17 protein-coding genes and 1 riboswitch are annotated in these 21203 nt (G+C 50.7%); of the genes, 13 read left to right on the plus strand and 4 right to left on the minus strand.

Features of this window, described 5'->3' with window-relative positions; genetic code table 11:
• Positions 1–210 precede the first annotated feature (210 nt).
• The 6 genes from CF651_RS06320 to CF651_RS06345 all read left to right on the plus strand — a co-directional run bounded on the left by CF651_RS06320 (position 211) and on the right by CF651_RS06345 (position 6530).
• A complete protein-coding gene (locus tag CF651_RS06320; protein WP_094014000.1) occupies positions 211–1194 on the plus strand; it encodes an amidohydrolase family protein in 984 nt (327 codons plus the stop codon).
• A complete protein-coding gene (locus tag CF651_RS06325) occupies positions 1148–2542 on the plus strand; it encodes a sugar ABC transporter substrate-binding protein (RefSeq protein ID WP_425436214.1) in 1395 nt (464 codons plus the stop codon). Before CF651_RS06320 ends, CF651_RS06325 begins: the two co-directional genes overlap by 47 nt.
• Before the next feature lie 43 nt (positions 2543–2585).
• Complete coding sequence (locus tag CF651_RS06330) at positions 2586–3518, plus strand: carbohydrate ABC transporter permease (RefSeq protein ID WP_245855736.1); 933 nt, start codon at positions 2586–2588, stop codon at positions 3516–3518.
• A gap of 27 nt (positions 3519–3545) precedes the next feature.
• Positions 3546–4400: a carbohydrate ABC transporter permease gene (locus CF651_RS06335; RefSeq protein ID WP_094014001.1), complete on the plus strand. Its 855-nt coding sequence runs from the start codon at positions 3546–3548 to the stop codon at positions 4398–4400.
• 218 nt (positions 4401–4618) lie between these two features.
• A riboswitch (cyclic di-GMP riboswitch) is annotated at positions 4619–4706 on the plus strand.
• Positions 4707–4824: 118 nt separating this feature from the next.
• Positions 4825–5274: a chemotaxis protein CheX gene (locus CF651_RS06340; RefSeq protein WP_094014002.1), complete on the plus strand. Its 450-nt coding sequence runs from the start codon at positions 4825–4827 to the stop codon at positions 5272–5274.
• 128 nt (positions 5275–5402) lie between these two features.
• On the plus strand, positions 5403–6530 hold the full coding sequence (locus CF651_RS06345) for a sensor histidine kinase (protein WP_094014003.1): 1128 nt from the start codon (positions 5403–5405) through the stop codon (positions 6528–6530).
• Between the two features lie 48 nt (positions 6531–6578).
• On the opposite strand, the gene CF651_RS06350 is transcribed toward CF651_RS06345, so the two are convergent.
• Positions 6579–7472 (minus strand): TetR family transcriptional regulator, encoded by an 894-nt coding sequence (locus CF651_RS06350; protein ID WP_094014004.1) that lies wholly within the window; start codon positions 7470–7472, stop codon positions 6579–6581.
• 299 nt (positions 7473–7771) lie between these two features.
• Here CF651_RS06350 and CF651_RS06355 point away from each other — a divergent pair, with 299 nt between their 5' ends.
• The 5 genes from CF651_RS06355 to CF651_RS06375 all read left to right on the plus strand — a co-directional run bounded on the left by CF651_RS06355 (position 7772) and on the right by CF651_RS06375 (position 15181).
• The gene (locus tag CF651_RS06355) at positions 7772–8284 is read left to right on the plus strand and encodes a GbsR/MarR family transcriptional regulator (protein WP_094014005.1); all 513 of its coding nucleotides are present in this window, start codon (positions 7772–7774) and stop codon (positions 8282–8284) included.
• An 86-nt stretch (positions 8285–8370) separates the two neighbouring features.
• Positions 8371–11487 carry an efflux RND transporter permease subunit gene (locus CF651_RS06360; RefSeq protein ID WP_094014006.1) on the plus strand — a complete coding sequence of 1039 codons (3117 nt, stop codon included), beginning with the start codon at positions 8371–8373 and terminating at the stop codon, positions 11485–11487.
• A 35-nt stretch (positions 11488–11522) separates the two neighbouring features.
• On the plus strand, positions 11523–12770 hold the full coding sequence (locus CF651_RS06365; protein WP_094014007.1) for an efflux RND transporter periplasmic adaptor subunit: 1248 nt from the start codon (positions 11523–11525) through the stop codon (positions 12768–12770).
• Between the two features lie 25 nt (positions 12771–12795).
• On the plus strand, positions 12796–14508 hold the full coding sequence (locus tag CF651_RS06370) for a hypothetical protein (protein ID WP_094014008.1): 1713 nt from the start codon (positions 12796–12798) through the stop codon (positions 14506–14508).
• A 121-nt stretch (positions 14509–14629) separates the two neighbouring features.
• Positions 14630–15181, plus strand: a complete 552-nt coding sequence (locus tag CF651_RS06375; RefSeq protein WP_094014009.1) for a glycerol-3-phosphate responsive antiterminator — start codon at positions 14630–14632, stop codon at positions 15179–15181.
• Positions 15182–15427: 246 nt separating this feature from the next.
• Here the strand turns inward: CF651_RS06375 and CF651_RS06380 are convergent, their stop codons facing one another.
• Entirely contained in the window at positions 15428–17104 is a 1677-nt protein-coding gene (locus CF651_RS06380; protein ID WP_094014010.1) for a glycerol-3-phosphate dehydrogenase/oxidase, read from the minus strand.
• A 333-nt stretch (positions 17105–17437) separates the two neighbouring features.
• Here CF651_RS06380 and glpK point away from each other — a divergent pair, with 333 nt between their 5' ends.
• Together glpK and gloA2 are read left to right on the plus strand one after the other, a co-directional pair.
• The gene (gene glpK / locus CF651_RS06385) at positions 17438–18946 is read left to right on the plus strand and encodes a glycerol kinase GlpK (RefSeq protein ID WP_094014011.1); all 1509 of its coding nucleotides are present in this window, start codon (positions 17438–17440) and stop codon (positions 18944–18946) included.
• Positions 18939–19328: an SMU1112c/YaeR family gloxylase I-like metalloprotein gene (gene gloA2 / locus CF651_RS06390; RefSeq protein WP_094014012.1), complete on the plus strand. Its 390-nt coding sequence runs from the start codon at positions 18939–18941 to the stop codon at positions 19326–19328. Before glpK ends, gloA2 begins: the two co-directional genes overlap by 8 nt.
• Before the next feature lie 115 nt (positions 19329–19443).
• On the opposite strand, the gene CF651_RS06395 is transcribed toward gloA2, so the two are convergent.
• Both CF651_RS06395 and CF651_RS06400 read right to left on the minus strand, forming a co-directional pair.
• Entirely contained in the window at positions 19444–20250 is an 807-nt protein-coding gene (locus tag CF651_RS06395; protein ID WP_094014013.1) for a histidinol-phosphatase, read from the minus strand.
• An 8-nt stretch (positions 20251–20258) separates the two neighbouring features.
• Complete coding sequence (locus tag CF651_RS06400; RefSeq protein ID WP_094014014.1) at positions 20259–21161, minus strand: LysR family transcriptional regulator; 903 nt, start codon at positions 21159–21161, stop codon at positions 20259–20261.
• Positions 21162–21203: the final 42 nt, after the last annotated feature.

Raw genomic sequence — 21203 nt, forward strand, 5'->3', positions numbered from 1 at the left:
GCAGTACTCGACGCGCCAGCACCCTTCAATCCGTTACTGGTAAAAATAGGTTGACAATCTATGCGGGCGGTGATATTCTTAAAACAATTTAAAACCAACTAAATTTATATGAATAATTTGTTATTGTGTACCGGACCACCGGAGATGAGATTTCTTCCTACAGAAGAATTTGCATCTCCTTTTTTTATTCTCTAGAGGGAGCGATCCGATATGTTTACGAATGGCTTCAAGGTTTATGATATTCATGGACATTTGCCGTATGCCCTTCCTTTTATTACACGCAACGAGGTGGTTGACCGGCATAATGCCAAACGATCGGAGAAAATGAGACTCACATGGGATTTTCCTTCTCAGGAAAAGGACGAGAAAGAAGCAGCGAGACCGTTAATCGAACGCTGGGTAGATGAATTGGACCGCTACTCCATCGGAGGAATCAACTTTTTGACAGCCTGGAACAACGATGACTTGGCCGATCAAATCAGCCGTTACCCGGGACGGTTTACAGGATTTGCCCATCATTCCATCGAGGGGGACGATGCGGCCGCCGAGCTGCGCCGTGCCGTTGATGAGCTCGGCTTGAGAGGTTATAAGCTGTTTGGCCCTCTTGTACAAATTCCTTTCCACGATCCGTCGCTGAAGCCGGTATGGGAGTTCATTGCGGAACGGCAGCTGCCGGTTCTTATTCATTTCGGTATTTTGGGACATACGGGGGGCATCGTGCAGCATCTGAATATTAGCCCGCTCTCCATCTACAATGTCGCTCGTGAGTATCCCGAAATTCCCTTTATTATTCCGCATTTCGGAGCAGGGTATTTTCAGGAGCTGCTTCATCTGTGCTGGAGCTGCCCTAATATCTTCATTGATACCTCTGGCTCGAATCAATGGATGCGCTGGTCTCCCTACGAGCTAAATCTGGAGATGCTGTTCCGCAAGACATATGAGCTGATCGGACCGGAGCGAATCTTGTTCGGGACCGATTCCAGTAGTTTTCCGAGAGGCTATGTGTACAGATATTTACAGGATCAAGTCAGGGTATGCCGGGAGCTTCGATTGGCAGAAACCGACATTGAGCTTATTTTCGGCAACAACGCTCGAAGGCTGCTCAACATTTCAAATGGTCATGATAAATCCACGACGCGAGAGGGGAATGGGAGTCTTGAAGAAAGCGAATCGAAATCCATCTCATTACGTTAAGCTATCTGCAATGACGTTAAGCATGCTGCTGGTATTTACCGGCTGCTCCGGAGGCGCGGCCAAGCCTAACACAGGTACGGCAGGGCAGTCCGACAGCAATAAAGGGACGGAGGCTGCGAAATCAGCTGCCAAGACAGGCAGTGATGAGAAAGTGACTATCGAGTATTGGCAGTATGTGTATCCGGCCAAGGTCGATCTGATCAATGCTTTGATTGACGACTTTCAGAAAAAGCATCCGAATATTACGGTAAAGCATACGAACTTCCCTTACGACCAGTACAACGAAAAGGTAGCGGCCCTTGTTCCTGCCGGCAAGGGGCCTGATGTCATCAATCTGTATTACGGATGGCTGCCGAAGTACGTAGCCTCAGGGTACCTCCAGCCGCTTCCGGATAGCGCATTCTCCGAGGAAACGATTAAGAAGGAGTTTTTCCCCTTTGTAGAAACGGCAAAGCTGAACGGCAAGTACTATGCAATTCCTACAGCCGTCAGGACGCTGGCATTGTTTTATAACAAGGATTTGTTTGCAAAGGCCGGACTGGACCCTGCCAAGCCGCCGGCGACCTGGGAGGAGCTTGTGTCCTACGGGAAGAAGCTGACGGAGAAGGACAGCAAGGGGCAATACGTCGTCGAAGGCTTGGCGTGGCAGCCTAACTCCCAACTGCACCACTGGTACCGCGATGCATTGGTGTATCAGGCGGGTGGCAAAGATTTAAGCGACGACCGGCGCAAAATATTGTGGGGAGATTCGCCCGCTGGCTTTGAAGCCTTCAAATATTTAATCGATTTGTCTCTGGTACATAACCTGGGCACCAAAGATTTTTATAACGATGATATTACCGCATTTAAGGGTTCTCATGCCGCTATGAATATTGATGGATCGTTCCAGCTAGGAGGCTTGAAGAAGGACGCGCCTAATCTGAATTACGCTATCGCCCCGCTGCCGTCCTACAAGGAGAAGGCGACACAGGTGTCGTTCTGGGCCAATGCGATTACCAAAGGGGTACAGGGCAAAAAGCTGGAGGCGGCGACACAGTTTCTGAATTATTTGACAAGCAAGGAAGTACAGGAGCAGTGGGTGGAAAAGGTCGGAGAGCTGCCGGCCAAAAAAGAGGTGGCGCTGCAGGATAAATACGTTAAGGACGAAAAGCTCGGTCCGTTCATCCAGCAGTTGAGTTACGCCCATGCCCATTTCTTTGTTGATGAGAAGCTGGAGCGGGATTATTTCGTCGAAGCCGTCGATCAGGTGGTGCTGAACAAGATACCGTATGAAAAAGCTTATCAGGAGCTGGTTCAGAAAACGCAAAAGCTGTATGACGACTATTGGACCAAACAGGATAAGAAATAGGTTCTGACATTAACTACAGTTATAGGAAGGAAGCGTGGGATCTGTGGAACAACTGGAAAGACTGGGGACAGAACGGCAGCCGGCTGTATTTTTCAAAAAGAGGCTCGGATTCAGAAAACAACGTTACCTTTTTATCTACAGCTGCTTGCTAATCCCCCTTCTCTTTTTCCTGTGTATCCGAATATTGCCGATCCTGTATTCCTTTAATATCAGCTTGAGGGAATGGGATTTGTTATCGGAGCAAAAGCCATTCGTCGGGCTGCAAAATTTCATTACCTTATTTCACGACCCCGTGTTTTTGCAGTCCATACACAATACGCTTGTTTATGTGGCGATCGGGGTTCCCGGGCAGCTGCTGGCCGGTTTGATCATCGCTTTGCTGCTGCAAAGACTAAACCGGTCCCGGGGGCTGTTCCGGACGATTTATTTCATCCCTTACGTAACGAGCGTGGTGGCGGTCAGCTGGGTATTCCGTTGGATCCTGATGAAAAATGGAATCATCAACGCACTCCTGCTTCATGTGGGGCTGGAGCCGCAGCTTTTTCTCGGGTCACCGTCACAGTCGATCTATTGGGTCATTGCTTCGATCATTTGGCAATCCATCGGCTTTCAGATGCTTATTTTTCTCACGGGTCTGGAGAGCATTCCCTCTATGTACTATGATGCGGCAGCCATCGACGGGGCTGGGCCATGGCAGCGGTTCCGGCATGTGACCGTTCCTCTGCTGAATCCGGTAATCGTGTTTTCAGTCATTATTGCGAGCATCAGCTTCCTGCAATCGTTCGCGCAGGTGCTAAATATGACGTCCGGCGGTCCGCTCAACTCTACGCTGTCCATGGTGCTCCATATTTACAATCTTGCGTTCAAGCATTTTAAAATGGGCGAGGCGGCAGCTGCCACCGTGGTGCTTTTCTCGATGATTCTCTTGCTGTCGCTGCTTCAGTTGAAAGTGCTGAACAAAAAGGTTGACTATTAAAAATCAATCGAAAGGAGCTATAGCTGTATGGGCAGCGCCGCGTCTCTGAAGTCAGGTTCCCCCTTTGCCAAGCATGTTCTTCAAGCCATCGTACTGCTGGTGTTGGGATCAGGCACGATTGTTATGGTATTTCCATTTGTGTGGATGGTTGCCACCTCATTGAAATTACCCCAAGATGTATTCTCTCTTCAACTGATCCCGCGCCCGCTGACCTTGGATAATTACGTTGCGATTTTTGCCAAAACACCTTTCCTTCATTGGATCAACAACAGCTTTATTGTGGCAGCGGTGACCACGGTGAGCGTTTGCTTTTTTGACACGGTCATCGGCTATGTTTTGGCCAAATTCTCGTTTCAAGGGAGAAAGCTTATTTTTGTAGCAATTCTAAGCACGCTGATGGTACCGACGGAAATGCTGATTATCCCCTGGTATCTGCTCTCCGTCCAGTTAGGGTGGGCAGATACATATATAGGGATATTATTTCCAGGTCTTATTTCTGCCTTTGGCATTTTTCTAATGAAGCAGTTTATGGAATCGGTGCCTCAGGATTTGCTGGATGCGGCCCGGATCGACGGGATGTCGGAGTGGGGGACTCTGCTTCGGATTGCGGTTCCGCTAGTGAGACCGGCATTGGCGACATTAAGCATTTTAACATTTCTCGGCAATTGGAACGCCTTTATTTGGCCTTTGATTGTGACTCAGTCGGAGGCGTATCAGACGATCCCGGTAGGGCTTGCGTTTTTCTCCAGCGAGCAGAAGGACAGCAGCGGGTGGGTGATGATTATGACGGGAGCCACTTTATCGATCATTCCGCTCATCCTCTTTTTTTTCATTTTTCAGAAGCAGATTATTCGGGGCATTGCCTTAACGGGACTCAAATAATTCAAAACGGTAGCCGGCCAGAGGGGATCGGCTGCCTTTTTTTTGGCGGCAAATCGGGCTGCCCGCGGGAAGAAGCCAGGAGATAAGGGATTGCTACTTCAGACACAGGAGAATAGGCGGATGGTCACGATGGTGAGTAGATGGCATGATGAAAATCAGTACTATTTTATCAGGTTGTGTGATACAATGAGTCTGATCGTCATTTAAAACCATCAACAAACCGATAAAGGCAAACCTGCTGAAAAGCAGGGACGCAAAGCTACGGACCTAACGGGAGCCTCTCCCTATGGTAGCCGGGCCGCCGAAAATTGTGCCCATATTCTAGAGGGTTAGAACGGGACTGCTCAATTTCGGGCAGTTCTTTTTTTATGTTGAGCCACTTATTCTTGTTATTCGACCTTACTTGTAAAAGGAGTTGTATCGTGTGCAGGCCAGTCTGGTCAATCCGTTCCTGTCTTCTTCCATTCACGTTATTGAGACGTTAATCCAAATCAAACCGTCCGTAGGTCAGCTCAGTGTTCAAACGATAGACTATATTCATCATTACGTTTGGTTCAAAATCGGGATCGTCGGAAATTTGAACAAGGAAATTTTGTTCGGATTCCCTGAAACCGTAGCTTTTAAAATGGTATCGGGCATGATGGGCGGTTATCCCGTAACCGAATTCGACGAGATGTGCCAAAGCGCCGTCGGTGAGCTCGGGAATATGATCAGCGGCAATGCCAGCACGATTTTGTTTCAACAGGGCATTGAAGTCGATATCACCCCGCCGCATTTGATTCATCAGACAGGCTACACGTGGGGAGAGAAGGTATTCAGCATTCCGCTGACGATCGAGACGATAGGGCAATTTAACATTTATATCTCGGCCTGATGGTCAGGTGGTGGACTAGGTCCGAGGATTGACGAAAACGCGCACAGTAGAGCATTGTGCCCAATAGGGAGGTTATGCTATGGTTAAAAATAGAGTAAGGCATCCTATTTACGGGCAGGTTGTTAGAGATGGATATTGAGCCGTGGCTGACGGAAATAAAGAAACGCAAAACGCAGTATATTGAATATTGGATTGAACAATTCAATGACCAGTTCGTCGATCAATACGACCATGCCGCATTGTACAAGCAGGGTGATACGTTATTTGACTTTTTCGTCGATTTGCATATCCCTGCGGAGGAGCATTCGATTCAATGGCTCGTAGATGACTGGTGCAGGAAATATAAAGAAGTGAACGTCCATATCATACATATTATTACAGGAGCCCACCTGTGGAGGAAAACCTTTCTGGAAATCGAAAGCGAGGTTATTACTATTGCACAGTATCGGGACATCAGCTATCGGATCGACCAATTTGAGCGGGTGATGTGCGAGTGCTATTGGAATCAGGCGGTGTCAGCAATGCGGGAGAAGGATCAGGCGATTCATGCGCTGCACGATGACCGGATTAATCTGATCGGCAAAATGGCTGCCAGCATGGCGCACGAGATTCGTAATCCGCTTACAGCGATCAAGGGGTTTCTGAAATTGCTCAGCTCCAGCCTGCGTTATCCCGATCCCACTAAATTTCAGACTTACATCGGATACATCGAGAATGAGTGCAACAACATTCATATGCAGGTCACCGGCTTCCTTAGCTTTTCGAAGCGTCCCATCATGGAAGAGGAAATGGCGGTGCTGCCTATCAAGCCAACGCTGGAATACAGTTTATCGCTGCTGAACCCGAGATTAATTAACGAAAATGTTGAGCTAACCGTCTCCGTGCCTTCGGGACTGTTCGTCAAGGTGCAGAAGCTGGCGTTTCAGCAGGTACTGTCGAATTTGATTAACAATGGGATCGATGCGCTTTCGGAAATTAAATATAATAAGAAAATGCATATTTCCTGCTTTGAGGATCAGGAGACGGTGCATATCCACGTAAGCAATAACGGCCCCCGCATTCCTGAAGAAATATCCCGTACGATATTCGCGCCCTTCGTCACGAATAAAGCGGACGGAACCGGCTTGGGGCTTGCGATTTGCAAGCAGATTATGAGTAAAAATAACGGAGACATCTCGTTCACCAGCAACGAATTTGCGACGACGTTCATGCTTACTTTTCAAAAAAACGCATCGTCTGCCATAACAAATACATAATAAAAAATCCATGCTTTCCCCTATTGGGAAGCATGGATTTTTTTGGTATCAGGGTCTGGTCAAGCCCTTGCACAGGCTGTTGGCCGCATCGTTCTCAATCATGTCCGCAAGCTGGGGATAGGGACCGCTCAAGCTCTGAAGATAGGTGTACATGCCTTGTATGATGACATCGTTCGGGTGTTCCTTGAGAAATTCGGTTTCAAGCGCTTGAAGCGCCAGCAGCATGGATTGAGCGCTCTTTGGGTCCGTAACATAAGTTTCGATGCCTTGTTTTAGCTGGGTAAGACACGTGAGTCTCGATTCCCCGGCTGAAGCTTCCGTTTCCTGAAATATGTATTTCGACGACAGAATCGGCTCCTGGTGTTTGCCCAATAGGCCATGGACGAGGTCATCCAGCCGTTCTATAAGATAAACAGATAGCTTCTCGATATCAATTGGATGATTAAAGCAAATATAACAAAAGAAATATTCCTTCAGCATACCATTCAGCATGGTAGCCAGGTCGATGCCATGCGGTTCAACGGCAGGTCCGTACAGGTCGATGATCTTGGTTTGAAACCAAGTAAGCCCCATCAAGCTTTGTTCCATACAAATTTGTTGTATCTGCTCACTTTGCGAAGACACAATGCCCTTAACCTGCATCGTTAAGAAATCTTTGTTTTCCATAACGAGCTCGCATTGCAAAGCAATAGCTTTTATCAGCAGTTCTTTCTTTGTAAGCGCTTGATCTTGACATGCCTGTTCCAATTGAGTGAAGTAGGAGCTGAAGTAATGCTTGAATATCGATAGGAGCAATTCCTCTTTGGAATGAAAGTGTAAATAGAAGGAGCCTTTGGAGACGCCAGCCAAGGATACGATATCTTGAATAGAGGCACTGTGATAATCCCGTTCTCCAAACAGCTTGATTGCCGCCTGAATCAATAGCATTTTTTTATCGTTCAACACGTTCACTTCCCCAAAGTCGATGAATAAAGCCCATTTTAGGGGCTAACGCCATTGTAACGTCGATATTACAGTAAGTCAAGGTTGTGACTGACTGGTCAGTATTTTCTCTGAATTGACATATTTTCGTAGAAAATTAGTTGAATAATTGCTGGAAATTGTTTATATTCTTAATTGGAATGACCGACCGGTCAGTTTTTACTACATGCATGCCACCTTGGATGACGGGAAGCCGTTGTTCTGTGGGATCGTTAACGTAATTGAAAATGATCTAAAAGCCAGATAGCGAGGAGAGTGCTATGAATGTCGAGCATAGAACTTTCACGGAGATAAGGGGGGCCCTTAGCGATCACCTTTCCCTTATTTTTGAGAACGAAGGGTACAGCCCGCTTGTAGGTAAAATTTTTGCCATGCTGTTGTTTGCGCCGGAGCCGTTAAGCCTGCAGGAGCTGGCGGGTCTGCTGGGCGTCAGTAAAGCCGCCGTCAGCGTGCAGATCCGAGCGATGGGACGAAACGCTTTATGCCACAAAATACATAAGGGCAACGATCGCAAAGATTATTATTACATCTCGGAGGACATTAGCCTGAAAGTGATTCAATCGGTTTCACAGAAATTGCTGGCAGGGCAGCAGCTTATTTCGAAAACACTTGAGGCGATTTCAAGACTGGAGCAGGTGGAGCCGGGGGATCAAGCATCAAGGGAAATCGCAAGAAAGCGCATGACGGAGATGTCGGATATGTATGAGCTGTCCCGGTGCAGGCTGCAAGGGCTGCAGAGTGAATGGGAGCATCGCTTCAGGACACGGCAGTGAACAGTTTTAAGAGTCGTATGTAGAAGCTAGTTAGGTAGAAAGGGTGCTTCCGGATGGAAGGGCCCACGTATCGGAGGAGTCAAGGGATGAACAAGTTAACGAATTTTTCTTTAAAAAATGTCGCTGCGATTCTCATTATCTGCTTCCTCCTGTTCGCAGCGGGAGGCTTTGCGGCAACCTCGCTGAAGCAGGAGAACATGCCGGACATTTCGCTTCCGGTCGTATTTGTAAGCACTACGTATCCAGCCCCTCCGAAAGATGTTATGGAGGATGTAACGAAGAAGCTGGAGAAGCGGATTGTCGGAATTGAGGGTTTGAAGAAAATTTCCTCGACCTCAAATGATAATTTCTCGGCGATTACCGTCGAATTGGTCAATGGCCGCAGCCCGGACGATGCCAAGGACGATATTGAAGCCGCCCTGTCGGATGTTGAGCTTCCTTCCAATGCAGGCAAACCGAAGGTATCGAAGTTCGGCAGCAACGACTTTCCTGTCTTTTTTGCCGCACTTTCAGGCAACAACGGGATGAGTCAGGAGGAGCTGAACCGGATTTACAAGGACACCATTGAGCCAACCCTAAGCGGGATGAAGGGGATCGATCACGTCGATTCGGTCGGCGAGGAAGAAGCAACCCTGAAGCTCAAAATGAATGTGAACGCCATAAATAATTATGGTCTGACACCTGCGCAGGTTTCCCAAAGCATCAAGGCTGCCTTGGCGACAAGTCCGGCCGGTAACGTGAAATTTAACGGGAACGACCAAATGGTGCGTGTCGAAAGCGACCTGAATACCATTTACAATTTGGAAAATATGAAGATTTCCACTCCGGGCGGGGAAACGGTGCTGCTGAAGCAGATCAGCAAAGTCGAAGCGATCTCCGATTCCGAATTTATCGCCCGGCTGAACGACCAGCCTACAATCGGGATTACACTGTACAAAGGTAAAGACGCGAATACGGTGGAATTCGCCAATGAAGTCAACCGCCTGATGGCGGGCTGGGAGAAGGATTTTCCGAATTTGAAATTTACCCCTGTCTACAATTCCGCTACGGAAGTGGAGAAGTCCGTTCACGGAATGCTGAAGGAAGGGATTACCGGCGCGATACTCGCCGCTGTCATGATTTTATTGTTCCTCAGAAATATTCGGATGACATTGATTGTTTTGGTCTCCATTCCATTATCTATTTTGACCACACTGGCGATTATGCTGCCGCTTGATATTACGCTGAATGTTATGACCTTGGGCGGTCTGACTATCGCAGTCGGACGGGTTGTGGATGATAGTATCGTTGTTATCGAGAACATTTACAGCGAGCTGCAAAGAGCGCAGGAACGCAATGAGTCGGTCATAAAACTGGCTACCGCGAAGGTGGCATCCGCTATTACCTCGTCGACCTTGACGACGGCCGGTGTATTTTTACCGATTGCGTTTGTCGGCGGTGTGCTTGGGGATATTTTCAGGCCCTTCGCCATTACGCTGGTCGTTGCGCTGCTGATGTCTCTCTTGGTGGCACTTACGGTCATTCCGATGCTCGCGAAGCTGCTTGTATTGAACAATAATAAAATCGTGCATCACGATGAAGAGAAGCTTGGCAAATTTGCAGGATCGTATAAGAAGGTATTGTCCTGGTCGCTCGATAATCCGAAGAAGGTTGTCATTGCTGCCTTCCTCATACTGGTATTGTCCGTGGGAGGAACGGTTCCTTTCCTGGCGGCCTCCTTTATGCCGGAGAGCGCGTCGGACCGACAGGTTATGTTTACATTGAAGCTTCCACGTGAAACCTCAATGGAATCGATGGATGAGAAAATGAAGGAAATCGAGACGATGCTGCGGGAATCCAAGGATCCCCAAGGGCATCCGGCATTCGACTATTATGAATCGATGGTTGGCTATGACCAGAACAACACGAGCGGGGACCGGGTACCTTACCGGAGTATGATGATGACCTCCGTGTCGAAGAACCTGAAGCCGAAGGAAGTGGCTAAAGAGTATAAGGACAAAATTTTGTACCTTCTGCCCAAAGGCTCGGAAGTGGAAGGCAAACTCATGTCGGAAGCGATGGGCGGCACGGGGGATGACTTTGCCTATGTTCTGAAAGGCGATGACTTGAACCAGCTGATGACGGCGGCCGAGCTGTTGAAGGAGAAAATGAAGCAGTTTCCGGAGCTGGAGGAAATCAAGGATAATCTGAACGAGAGGAAACTGCAGGTTCAGGTAAGCGTCGATCAGAATAAAGCCAGATTGTATGGACTGTCATCAGCTGAAATCATGGGCACGGTAAGGGTGTGGCTGGCCGAAGAGGAAATCGGCGATTTGAAGTTCGACAATGTAACCTTCACGACCAAGGTCATGCTGGATGATGAATTCAAAAATTCAATTGATAAAATCGGACATTTCCAGCTGAAAACGGCTGCGGGTCAAACCATTAACCTGAATGAAATCGCAAAGATTCGCCAGGTGGATGCGCCGGCTTCGATCTCGCGGGAAAATCAGGAGCAAATGGTGAAGATCACGGCCAAAATCGACAGCAAAGATAAAGGCGGGGTCAGCACCAAGGTAGGAGAGGCATTGAAGACCGTCGAGCTGCCAGGCGGAATCCGCACCCAGGTCCAAGGGGTTAGCGACGATATCCAGGAAAGCTTCGGTCAAATGGCTGTAGCCATGGTGGCAGCTATTTTGCTCGTATACCTGATTATGGTTATCGCATTCGGTAATGCAAGCGCACCGTTCGTTATTTTGTTCTCCTTGCCGCTTGCGGCGATCGGAGGCTTCCTCGGTCTGCTTGTAGCGGGAGAATCGATTAATATTACGTCGCTTATCGGCTTCCTGATGCTGATCGGTGTCGTTGTCACGAATGCTATCGTGTTGATCGACCGCGTGCAGCAGCTGGAGGAAGAAGGTTTGTCGGTAAGGGAGGCATTGGTCCAGGCCGGTTTAAGCCGTCTGCGTCCTATTATTATGACAGCCGGTGCAACGATTGTATCGCTGATGCCGCTGGCAATGGGGCTGTCCGAGGGAACGCTGATTTCCAAAGGGCTTGCGGTCGTCGTAATCGGCGGCTTGACTACCTCTACGATTTTGACGCTGGTCGTCGTTCCAGTCATTTATGAAATTATTGCCACGATGAAAAACTGGGTAAGCCGGGTGTTTAAGAAAAAGGGCAATACAGCCGCGGATTCCAAGACAGCACCTATTGTGCATTAATACAAAAGAACCAACCGATAAAGGAGAATCGACCCATGAACCTGACTTTTACGAAATCGATTCAAACAAGCGCGAAGGCCCTCGGGGCCGTCCTGCTCAGTGCAGCACTGATGGCGGGATGCACGTCCAAGCCTGCCGAGAATGCGGCACCAGCCGAGCCTCAGCTCAAAAGCGTCAAAGTAGCCGCAATTGAGAAGAAAAAAATTAGCGATCCGCTGGAGCAGGTCGCCGATGTGGTGTCCTCCATTCAAATCGATGTCATAACCAAGGCCGGCGGTGATGTGCTTGAGATTGTGAAGAAGCGCGGCGACATGGTGGAAAAAGGCGACGTCATTTTACGTCTGGATCCGACTGATGTGTTAATTCAAAAGGAAAAAACGCAAATCGGTTTAAGCGGCTCCCAGCAGCAGCTGGTTAAAGCGAAGCAGGATGTGGATGACGGCAAGCTGGAGCTGCAGAACGGAATCAAGAAGCTGGAGCTGGGCATCGCCGATGCGCAAAAAACGTACAGCAAAATGCGCAATGATTTTGACTTGGGATTGGTTACCAAGTTCCAGCTGGAGCAGACGGAAACGCAATTAACGAACTTGAAGCTGGATTTGGAAAACAGCCGCAATAAGCTGAAAACACTGGAAACGACGAACTCGTTGGCGCCATTGGAGCAAGGCATGCAGACGGCAGCCGTTTCCTTGAAGGAAATGGATCGTACGCTGGAAAATATGGAAGTCAAGGCACCTGTCAGCGGTGTGCTGACGGACCTGCCTGTTGAAGCGGGGATGACGGTTGCCGCCGGCTTCAAAGCGGCGCAGGTGCAGCAGCTTGATCCGATTAAGATTAAAGCGGAGCTGACGGAAGAAGCGGCTAAGCTGATTCGAGGCAAGCAGGAGCTCACCTTTTACGTTCCGGGTCAAACCGACAAGCTGAAGGGTAAGGTCAACTATTTGGCCGATGTGACAAGCGCCCAATCCAAGTCGTATTCACTGGAGCTTGAAGCGGCCAATGCCGATCGCAAGCTGAAGCCGGGCATGAAGGCGCAAATTTTGCTCACCGAGGAAAAGGATGAAATTGTCACCACCGTACCTTCCTTGAGTGTTGTTCGAGAGGGCGGCGATACCTACGTCTTCGTACTCGCAGGCGATCAAGCGGAGAGACGCAAGGTTGAGCTGGGCCGGTTAAGCGATACGCTTCAGGAAGTGCTATCCGGTGTGAAGGAAGGCGAGCAGCTTATCGTTTCAGGGCAGCATCAGTTGAAGGATAAAGAGAAAGTACAGCTGGCCAAGTAACCAATCATTGTCAGGGGGAAGTCTATTGAACCGCAAGCTGAAACAAACCGCAGCCTCGCTCGTCCTTATTGCTTCTATTATTAGCCCCGGATATTCCGTATATGCTGCGGATGGGCCTGTCCCCACAGAACAGGTACAGGCAGCCGTTATTTATCCGTTAACCGATGTCCTGGATGTAGAGTTAAAGAGCGTGCTGAACGAACATATATTAGAAGGAACACGACTAGGCGTCGTGATTCGCATGAAGAATAACAGCGACGCGATTACCCGGGTTCCGGACTATGAGCTTCGCGTCAAAACGAACGAAGGAACGGAATATACGCTGCAGCCGAGTGCGGCGAATGTGAAGGCTCTACAGCCGAAAGCAAACTCCGAGCTAAGCTACATGGCCGTGATCGACCGGACGGATGAGGTCACCTTATCGGAGATTCATTGGACGGATGTGGACTACTATGTATTCCCTAAGACTGAAACGCTGATCACCAGCGTGCCGATTACCGGGGCGGTTTGGAGCGGCAATGATATGCAAATTACCGACCCGAAGTCTGTTGTGAAATGGTCCGATTCCTTTAAAATTCCATCGCTCCTTTCTCCGATCCAGTACACGCCTGTCGGACTGAACAAAGAGTCGACAGAGCAGGGGACTGTGTATGTGGTTCAGCTGTTGGCTTATAACCCGACGGCGAAGCGGGAGACCGTTCCGAATTTTCAAATCGACGGAAAGACGGCAGTGAAAGTTTTTGCAGGGAAAAGAGTAGAGGAGCAGCCAACGGTGCTGGAAGGCCAGGAAGGGAAGTACATCCACTTTGCTATTCCGACCGATCAGGATACGCTGCTGGAGAGCTTGAATGTGCTGACGAAGGAAACGTTCGTGCAGACGGGCATGGCTCAGCAATATTTTATCGGCAGATTGAATATTGCTTTAGCGACCGCGGTGGACTCCAGCCGGTATCCTGTATATACACTCGGAGACAAGATGAGCTTCGATTCGCGCAGCGAGCTGATCCATCCGGATGTCAATGTCTCTCTCGTTGAGTTTCAAATGCACGAGAATGCGGATGAAGGAAGCCGCAATGTAACCGCCAAATACGAGCTGTTTAACAAAAGCGATCGTCCGATCGCCATTCCCGCATTCGAATCGACACTGGTCGGCTCGGACGGGTACGAGTACAACGGCAAACGGCAAAAAATGGCTACGTCTTCGCTGCTGCCGAATTCGGGTATGGTCGTCGGCTACTCCTTCACGGTGCCGGTATCCGAGACAGGGGAAGGGCTCGCTTTGAAGGTGCAGGATGCACAGATGGCAGCGCCTTTCAAAACGACCATTGCCTCGTACCGGGTCAGCCTGCAGCCGGAGAATAAAGAACCGAAGTTCAACGTATATCCATTTGAGGTTGCGGTGACGAGTTGGAATATTTCGTACCGTGTCGATACGACGACTTGGGCTTACAATTACAAGGGTAAATTTTTTCTGGACATTCAAAGAAAAGATGCCATCCAGGTCGATCCGAATTTCTCGCAGCTTAAATTTGAATTGTACGACAAGGCGGGACGGCTTGTTGGTACGGCGACCAAAGGCTTCACAGGACCGGGCCGCCTGGTTACCGGCGAGAACAATATGACCTTTGCCGGAACGTCGGAGCAATTCGATTATCCTCTGACGGTGAAAATCTACGATGTGTTCACGACGACGGACGGCAGCGAATCCAAGCGCCTCGTAGCCGAGTATACGGAATAAGTTTCACGGGCATGAAGGCCTGGCTCTTACCCAAGAGCCGGGTCTTTTCTTGTGAATTGGCGGGCTTGCATTTATGATGGAAGAATAGAAAGGTGAAGGTTATGGAAGGGAAGGGGCATAAGTGAATTTCTTCGGACAAAAGGTGCTGCCGGCCGTAAGGAAAATGAGAGAAATGGAGCTGCTGGTCAAAAGCCATTTTCAATATTTGGTGCTGCTTGACAGTCATATTTCCCAGTTAGCCAGTATCGTTCAATTAGCCCGCAGCCATCAAAAAAAGCTGCTTGTGCATGCGGATTTAATTCAAGGGTTAAAGAACGATGAATACGCAATCGAATTTCTGTGCCAGACGATTCGTCCGGCCGGCATTATTTCAACCAAGAGCACGGCTATCGCTACGGCGAAAAAAAATAAAGTGCTGGCGATCCAACGGCATTTTTTGTTGGATACGACAGCACTGGAAATGACCTATAAAATTACGGAAAAAATGCAGCCGGACTATATTGAAGTGCTGCCCGGCGTTATGCCTCACATTATTGCCGAGATGAGAGAACAGCTCGGCATTCCCATCCTTGCCGGCGGACTGATCCGCACCGTGGATGAGGTGGAAATGGCGCTTCAGGCAGGGGCCGTCGCGGTGACGACATCCCGCAAGGATATTTGGAGCCACTACTAGGCGGCCCGGATGTCCTTGCACAGCCTCACGCGCAGGAGGCATAGCCTGCTGGCTGCAGCCAAAGCGCAAGCACAGGCGGGCGCTGGCATGGGCGGGGCAATGCGCCCGGGCGGAGGCAGCAGGCAGCAAAAGCGCGAAGCATGCAAGCGCTGGCATGGGCGGGGCAATGCGCCCGGCGGCAGCAGCATGCCACAAAAGCGTGCGGCGTTGATGCCGCTGATAGCCGAAGCCGCAGGGTCGCCCGCTTTAGCCCTGCTCTGCGCTGAGCGGCTCCGTTGCATCGCGAAGCTGCCGATCAAGCTCATCGGCGTGGCGCTTCGTTTGCTCGTCGCTCCAGCCGAAGCGCTGCGCCATGTAGGCCAGTACCGGCTGCTTCCAACGCTCCACGGCGTGGATGTTGAAGTACACCGCGCCGGTACGCCGCACGAAAAAGTCCACCGGCGTCAAAACCATCTCCGACTCGATGCCGTACAGCAGCGAGGCGAACCAGACGCCGGATAGCCCTTGCTTCTGCGCCTCCTCCTGATGCGCAGTGTACAGCTCCAGCACACGGTCGACGTTCGAGCCGTAGCGCTCCACCAAGGTCAAGGCTTCGGCTTCCGTCAGGCCGACGCTTTGACCTGCCCGCACCTTCTCCTTGACGAAGGATGCGTAGCCCTGCGAGCCGCCGACGTCGCCGCCCGACAGCTTCACCCGGTCGGTCGTGCAGCCCGGGTAAGCCGGGTGTCCCTGCTGCTGGAGCTGGCTGGCCACCAGATCGACGATGCGCTCGGCCATCTTGCGGTAGCCGGTCAGCTTGCCGCCGGCAATCGTGATGAGCCCGGACGGCGCAACAAAGATTTCGTCCTTGCGGGATAGCTCGGATGGCGACTTGCCATCCTCATGAATAAGCGGACGAAGGCCGGACCAGCTGGATTCCACATCCTTCGGGGTAAGCGCCAGCTTAGGGAACATGAAGTTCGCCGCCCGCAGAATGTAGTCCCTATCCTCCACGGTCATGCGAGGATGCGTGATGTTGCCGGTGTAGTTCGTATCGGTTGTACCGATATAGGTTTTGCCGTTGCGCGGAATCGCAAACACCATGCGGCCATCGGGCGTATCGAAGTAGATGGCCTGCTGCAGCGGGAACCGTTTGCCATCGACTACAAGATGGACGCCTTTGGTCAAGTGAAGCCGTTTCCCTTGCTTGGAGCCGTCAATTTCACGGATTGTATCAACCCAAGGGCCTGCAGCGTTGACGATCTTTTTGGCATGAATGCTCACACTTTCTCCGGTCAGCTGATCGGTAACCTTGACGCCGACGATCGTTCTTTTGTCGTCATACAGCAGGTCGTCCGCTTTCGCATAATTGACCGCCTTCACGCCGCGGCGCACGGCTTCCTTCATCGTCTCAATCGTCAGCCTTGCGTCATCGGTCCGGTATTCGACGTAGTAGCCGCCGCCCTTTAGTTTATCGGTACGCAGCAGCGGTTCCATTTTCAGCGTTTTTTCCCTGGATAGCATGATGCGCCGCTCTTTTTTGCGGACACCGGCCAGAAAGTCGTAGACGAGCAGGCCGACGGAGGTCGCCAGCTTTCCGTACGTTCCGCCTTCGATAATCGGCAGCAGCATCCATACCGGTGTCGTGACATGGGGTGCATTCTCGTATACGATGGCCCGTTCCTTTCCCACCTCGGCAACAATCTTGAACTCCAGCTGCTTCAAATATCGCAGTCCGCCATGAATTAGCTTCGTCGAACGGCTGGAGGTTCCCGCGCCAAAATCCTGCATTTCAATCAATCCGGTTTTCAAGCCGCGGGTTTGAGCATCCAATGCGATCCCCGCTCCCGTAATACCGCCTCCGATGACAAGCAAGTCCAAAGTTTGTCCAGCCATCTCCTGTAAGTAAGCGTGCCGCTGTTCTGCTGAAAAATTCGTTGTCATACGAACCACCCTTTTCCTGTTTTGTGGGATAACCTGTATCAAAGTCTTTCCAAGAAGGGACCGCACTAGAGCGGTTGCGGCAAAAAAACACGCAAAAAAGACCGCTAACAACACCATGCCATAGCGCTCCAAAACGCCTGCACAGCCTGTTACGGTCTACTCTTCTTCTCTGACCTGAGTATTAACTTGTAATGTTTCATGCTTGACAATTAACCGTATCATAACATGGGATGGATGATTAATCAATACAGTTGACAGCAAAAAAGCTCCTGTGTTAGATTTCAACTTGAAAGCGGTTCAGGGCGGTCTAGTTTGAGAAGGGGGAATCCACCCATGACAAAGAATCGATTTATTGTTGCAATAGATCAGGGAACAACAAGCTGTCGGGCGATTGTGTTCGACCATGAAGGAACGATCGTGAGAACGGCACAAAAGGAGTTCACCCAATTTTTTCCTCAATCGGGCTGGGTGGAGCATGATGCGGATGAAATTTGGCAGACGCAGTGGGAGGTTCTGCAGCAGGCGGTTCATGATATTCCGGCTGGGCAGATTGCAGCCATAGGCATTACGAATCAAAGGGAAACAGCGGTCGTTTGGGATAAGCACACGGGGAAGCCGCTGCATCCTGCGATCGTATGGCAGTGCCGCCGGACAAGCGCCTTGTGCGAGGAGCTCAAGAGCCGGGGCTGGGGGGAGAAGATCCACGCGAAGACCGGTTTGCTGCTGGACGCTTACTTCTCCGGAACGAAGCTGAAGTGGATTCTGGATTCCGACCCGTCGATCCGGGAGAAGGCGGAACGGGGAGATGCGCTGTTCGGTACGATCGATAGCTGGCTGATCTGGAAGCTGACGGAGGGAAGACAGCATGTAACGGACGTATCCAATGCGTCCAGAACGATGATGCTCAACATCCATACCGTCCAGTGGGATGAGGAAATTTTGCACGAGCTGAATATTCCAAAGGCTATGCTTCCGGAGGTGCGCTCCTCCAGTGAGGTGTATGGTCATACGACAATGCTTGGCACAGAAGGCCATGCGGTACCTATTGCCGGAGCTGCGGGGGATCAGCAGGCCGCTTTGTTCGGGCAAGGCTGCTTTACCGAAGGGATGGCCAAGAACACATACGGAACCGGCTGCTTCGTACTGAAGCAAACCGGAGAGAAGCCTGTTTTCTCCGACAAAGGGCTGATTACGACCATTGCCTGGGGCTTGAACGGCAAGGTGTATTATGCCCTGGAGGGGAGCGTGTTCAACGCGGGAACCGTCATTCAATGGCTGCGTGACGGGCTTGGTATGATCCGGGATGCAGCCGAGACCGAGGGTTTGGCTCAAACGGTAGAAGATACGGCAGGCGTCTATTTTGTGCCCGCGTTCACAGGGCTGGGCACGCCGTACTGGGAACCTGAAGCGCGGGGCATGATTGCCGGATTGACGCGTGCGACGACGAAAGCACACATCGTCCGTGCCGCGCTCGAATCCATCGCCTATCAAAGCAATGACGTGCTGCAGGTCATGGAGCAGGAGTCAGGTCTTCATCTGAAGGAGCTTCGCGTAGACGGCGGGGCCGTCAAAAATAATTTCCTTATGCAGTTCCAGGCGGATCTGCTGGGGGTACAGGTGACACGTCCCAAGGTCATCGAGACGACAGCGCTGGGCGCGGCTTTTTTGGCGGGACTTGCCGTAGGCTTCTGGAACAATACGGGAGAGCTGGAGCAGCTCAAAGGGTACGGAGCTACATTTACGCCTAACCGGGACGATGCCTTCCGCGAAGAGAAGGCGGCAGGCTGGAAACGTGCGGTTGCTTACCAGATTACGCAAGGAGATACAGGTCCGCATGCTTAAGCTGAATAAGGTCCATCATGTAGCCATCATATGCTCGAACTATGAGGTATCCAAGCACTTTTATACGCAAAAGCTTGGATTGCCCATTCTTCACGAAATGTATCGTGAGGAACGCCAATCGTACAAGCTCGATCTCCTGGTGGGCGAGACGACACAAATCGAATTGTTCTCGTTCCCGGATCCGCCGCAGAGGGTTCAATATCCTGAAGCCCGGGGACTCCGCCATTTGGCTTTTGAAGTCGACGACGTTGTGAAGGCGGCGGAGGAGCTGGAGCGCGAGGAGATTGAGGTGGAGCCGGTACGGATTGACCCGGTGACGGGGAAGAAATATACGTTTTTCAAGGACCCGGACGGGCTGCCTTTGGAGCTGTACGAGGCGTAACGGAAAACAAAGATAAAAAATCGACCAGACCCGTAAAGGGCTTGGTCGATTTTTATTTTCGATGCGTGATGTGTGATGCGGGTATCACAGCGGTCTCTGCACAAGGCCGCAAGCTTTAAAGTGGAACGATTTGCCGTTCCTTCTGCTTGAAGTACACCCATTCCTTGAAGCCGATTTCCTTCAGCCTGGCACGTACCAGCTCCCAATCGTCTCCGACACGCTCAGGCTTGTGGGCATCCGAGCCGAAGGTGACTCTTACGCCGAAGTGATGCGCACGCTCCAGCACCGCGTCGTGAGGGTACCAGCCGCCGCAATCCTTGGTTTTGCCCGAGGTGTTAATCTCGATGGCAATATCCTGCTCGGCGATGATCGCAAGCGTCCGGTCCACCGCTTCCGTCGGGATATCGGCGAAGGCCGGATAAAAGCCGCGCATCGCATCAATATGCCCGAGAATTTGGAAAATTCCGCTCCGGGCGGACTGCTGAATGAGATCGTAATATAATTCCTTTTGCTCGATCTTCTGCTTGTCCGTCAAGCCGTTCCAACGCTTTTTGTTAAAAATGCTCACACCGCCCGATAAGTGCACGGAACCGATGATATAATCAAACGGGTATTGCTCATACATGGTTCTGTACAATGCCGCGTGCTCGGGGAAAAAGTCCGATTCCACACCTAGCAGCACATCGATTTTCCCGCTGTACTCCTGCTTCAGCTTGAGCACTTCCTCCACATACCGTGAAAATTCGCTTTTGGCCATAGCAATGCCCGGCTGCTCCCGATCCACGTCACTTGCGAAATAAGGAGAGTGATCCGAGATGCCGATAACCGTTAGCCCATGCCGGATCCCTGCTTCGATATAATCGCGAATGGTGCCCAGCGCGTGGCCGCACCGCTCATGATGTGTATGCAAATCGAATTTCATTTGTCTTTTCACTCCGATCCTATAAAATGAATTTCCTGCATGCCCTTCAAATCCAGCAAAAACTGATGCAGCGCCGAGCTTAAATAGCGGCCCGACTTGTAAACAACACCGACAGGGTGGCTGAGCTCCAGCTCATTGACCTTGACCATTTGCAGTGTGCCGAGCCTCAGCTCGTTGGCGATCGACAGCTTGGATATGATAGCGGCACCCAAATTCAGCTCCACCATCCGCTTCACTTCCTCGCTGCTCGACAGCTCCATCACAATCTGCGGTGTAATATACAGCTGCTTGAATATTTGATCGACAAAACGCCGGCCAGCCGTTTCCGGCGATAGCATGATGAGAGGCGTATCGTGAAGCTTCTCGATCGGAACATGACGGTAGCGGCTGAGCGGATGCTCAGGCGAGACGACGAGCTCGAAGGTGTCATAGTAGAGTACAGAGCTCTCCAGTGCCGGATGCTTTTCGAACAAATAGGTGATGCCGATATCAATCGCCCCGCTCTCAACGCTTTGCATAATTTGCGAAGAGGTCATGGAATGGATTGTCGTTTTGATTAACGGGAACTGGTTTTGGAAGTACGATAGCACCCGGGGCAAAATCTGAATCGCAATAGAGGTTGTCGTCCCCAGATGAATATGACCTTGCGGAGTCAAATTCAGATCGGCCAGCCGCTGCTTCAAGTCCTCGACGGTCTGCAGAATTAGCTCTGCATGCTCCAGAAAGACACGTCCGCTGTCCGTTAGGGTTACGGGCTGGTTACGGTCGATAAGCACCGTTTTGAACTCGTCCTCCAAGCTTTTGATTTGTGCGGATACGGCAGGCTGTGTCAGATTCAGCACTTCGCCCGCTTTGCGGAAGCTCATTGTTTTGGAAATCGTAATTAGCGTTTCCAGTTGATTTAAATTCATGACCGGAGCCCTCCTCTCTCTATGATAAAAAGCAATATCGCG

It is taken from the genome of Paenibacillus rigui, from assembly GCF_002234615.1.
GTDB lineage: Bacteria > Bacillota > Bacilli > Paenibacillales > NBRC-103111 > Paenibacillus_S > Paenibacillus_S rigui.